Annotated in this window: 1 protein-coding gene and 3 pseudogenes; 3 read left to right on the top strand and 1 reads right to left on the bottom strand. The window is 45.2% G+C overall.

Going from position 1 to position 1,929, the window contains the following annotated elements; genetic code table 11:
* The 3 pseudogenes from ACTHS3_RS12115 to cas2 form a co-directional block, all read left to right on the top strand.
* Positions 1 to 218, top strand: a pseudogene (locus tag ACTHS3_RS12115) (HNH endonuclease domain-containing protein); the annotation flags it as partial.
* Between the two features lie 176 nt (positions 219 to 394).
* Positions 395 to 1,296 (top strand): annotated as a pseudogene (gene cas1, locus ACTHS3_RS12110) (type II CRISPR-associated endonuclease Cas1).
* Positions 1,289 to 1,614 (top strand): annotated as a pseudogene (cas2, locus tag ACTHS3_RS12105) (CRISPR-associated endonuclease Cas2). Before cas1 ends, cas2 begins: the two co-directional pseudogenes overlap by 8 nt.
* Before the next feature lie 145 nt (positions 1,615 to 1,759).
* On the opposite strand, the gene ACTHS3_RS12100 reads toward cas2, so the two are convergent.
* On the bottom strand, positions 1,760 to 1,929 hold a 170-nt coding region (locus tag ACTHS3_RS12100), incomplete at its 5' end, for a bL17 family ribosomal protein (protein ID WP_440368050.1).

Here is a 1,929-nt window from a genome sequence, read left to right as displayed (position 1 = left end):
CCCTGCCGTTCTCGCGCACATGGGACGACAGTTTCAACAATAAAGTGCTGGTATTGGGCAGCGAAAACCAAAACAAAGGTAATCAAACCCCTTACGAATACTTCAACGGCAAAGACAACAGCCGCGAATGGCAGGAATTTAAAGCGCGTGTTGAAACCAGCCGTTTTCCTCGCAGTAAAAAACAACGGATTCTGCTGCAAAAATTCGACGAAGACGGCATATATCGAATCGGTGTCAAAACCGCCCTTTCATTCCCAAAATACCAAATCGACGAACTCGGCAAAGAAATCAGACCATGCCGTCTGAAAAAACGCCCACCTGTCCGTTAAATTAATCTATCCCTGTTTCAGACGGCCTGAAGCAGGGATTTTTTATAAAAAATAAGGGGAAAAACATGACTTGGCGCAGCCTGCTCATTCAAAACGGCGGTAAATTATCCTTACAACGCCGGCAACTGCTGATTCAACAAAACGGCGAGTCCCATACCGTACCATTAGAAGACATCGCCGTTATCATCATCGAAAACCGCGAAACCCTAATTACCGCCCCGCTCTTATCAGCCTTAGCCGATCATAGTGCAACCCTGCTGACATGTGATGAGCAATTCCTACCCTACGGACAATGGCTGCCTTATGCCCAATATCACCGCCAACTTAAAATCCTCAAGCTGCAACTGAATATAAGCGAACCCTTAAAAAAGCAACTCTGGCAACATATCGTCCGCCAAAAAATCCTAAATCAAGCATTTGTCGCAGACGAAACAGGCAATGATCTTGCAACCAAACGGCTGCGCACTTTGGCAGTCGAAGTCCGTTCAGGCGATACAGGAAACCGTGAAGCCCAAGCTGCCGCCCTCTACTTCCAAGCCCTCTTTGGGGAAAAGTTTACCCGTACGTCAATGCCGCATTGAACTACACCTACGCCGTACTCCGTGCAGCAGTAGCACGCGCCCTGACCTTATATGGTTGGTTGCCTGCATTAGGCTTGTTTCATAGGAGCGAACTAAATCCATTCAACCTCGCCGATGACTTTCTCGAACCCTTACGCCCATTGGCCGACCTGGTCGTTATACATTTGCATAAACAAGGCCGTCTGAAAACTGAACTGACACCCAACCTCAAACAAAACCTTATCAAGATCCTTCACTATCAAATCTGCATCGAACGGCAACATTTCAGCACCTTGGCTGCCATCGACAAAATGATTTCTTCATTTCAAGCCAGCGTAACTAACAAAAACGCTAAACAGCTGAAACTGCCCGAAATCTTGCCATTGAAAGAATACCAATATGAGTGAGGCTAAATTTATGAGGATTATCGTCTTCTTCGACCTACCTGTTACCACGGCGGCCAAGCGCAAAGCCGCCAATCAATTCCGCCAGTTCCTTTAAAAGATGGATACCAAATGCTCCAACTTTCCGTATACAGCCGTATTGTCAAAGGTCGAGATTCGTTGCAAAAACACCACAATAGGCTATGTGCAAACCTACCGCAAGAAGGCTCAATCCGCTGTTTGGAAGTAACAGAAAAGCAATATACCACCATGAAACTGCTGTTGGGAGAGCTGAAAATCCAAGAAAAAAGGGTAAATTCCGACCAACTATTATTATTTTAAGGCTGCTTTTTTAGACAAAATAAAACGGGAAACCCTTATAGAATAAGGGTTTCCCGTTGAAGTATTGTAGCACTGCGAAATGAGAAAGGGTCTATCCAAATAAAAAAGCACCACCTAAACAGGTAGTGCTTTCATATTAATTTGCTTATTCAGCAGAATCAGCTGCTTTATCAACCAATTCAACCAATGCCAAAGGAGCATTGTCGCCTTTACGGAAACCGTATTTCAGTACACGAATATAGCCGCCGTTACGAGCAGCAAAGCGTGGACCCAATTCGTCAAACAATTTAACTACAACATCACGATCGCGAGTGC

It is taken from the genome of Neisseria sp. P0009.S007 (genome assembly GCF_051962515.1).
This window is presented reverse-complemented; position numbering and strand designations above follow the sequence as displayed.